We start from the raw sequence: 503 nt of genomic DNA, 5'->3' as shown, positions 1-503 counted from the left end.
GCACGATGACCGCGACACAGATGTTGAACGCGATGAGGACGTCCATCACCAGCGGCGGCAGCGGGACCAGGATGACCACCAGCAGCAGAATGAACCCGAGCGGCACGAGCAGACCGCGATGGCGGGCGACTGCGTCAACCCAGCGGGGATTCGGCGTATTGGTCAGGGCTCGAGCCATGTATCAACGCGGCGTCAGGACGCCAGGCGCTCCTCCAGGCGATAGACGTAGGCGAGCACCTCGGCGACGGCCTCGTAGTGCTCGACCGGAACTTCGCGGCCGATCTTGACCTGCGCGTACAGTGCCCGGGCCAGCGGCGGCCGCTCCACGATGGGAACACCGTGTGCCGCGGCGATGTAGCGAATGCGCAGGGCCAGGTAGTCGGCGCCCTTGGCGACCACGCGTGGGGCGCCCATGCGATCGGCGTCGTACTTCAGCGCGACTGCGAAGTGTGTCAGGTTGGTGACGATGACGTCCGCCTCGGGAACGTCGCGCTGCAGGCGCT

At 67.2% G+C, this 503-nt stretch carries 1 protein-coding gene; it reads right to left on the bottom strand.

All coding sequences use genetic code 11. From position 1 onward, the window contains the following. Positions 1 to 192 precede the first annotated feature (192 nt). Positions 193 to 503 (bottom strand): EscU/YscU/HrcU family type III secretion system export apparatus switch protein (locus AAFX79_13915; GenBank protein ID MEO1009650.1); only part of this gene is annotated, 311 nt, incomplete at its 5' end.

It is taken from the genome of Planctomycetota bacterium (assembly GCA_039819165.1).
Classification (GTDB): Bacteria; Planctomycetota; Phycisphaerae; order Phycisphaerales; family UBA1924; genus JAHCJI01.
The sequence above is the reverse complement of the archived record's forward strand: the minus strand, read 5'-3'. Positions and strand labels throughout refer to the sequence as shown.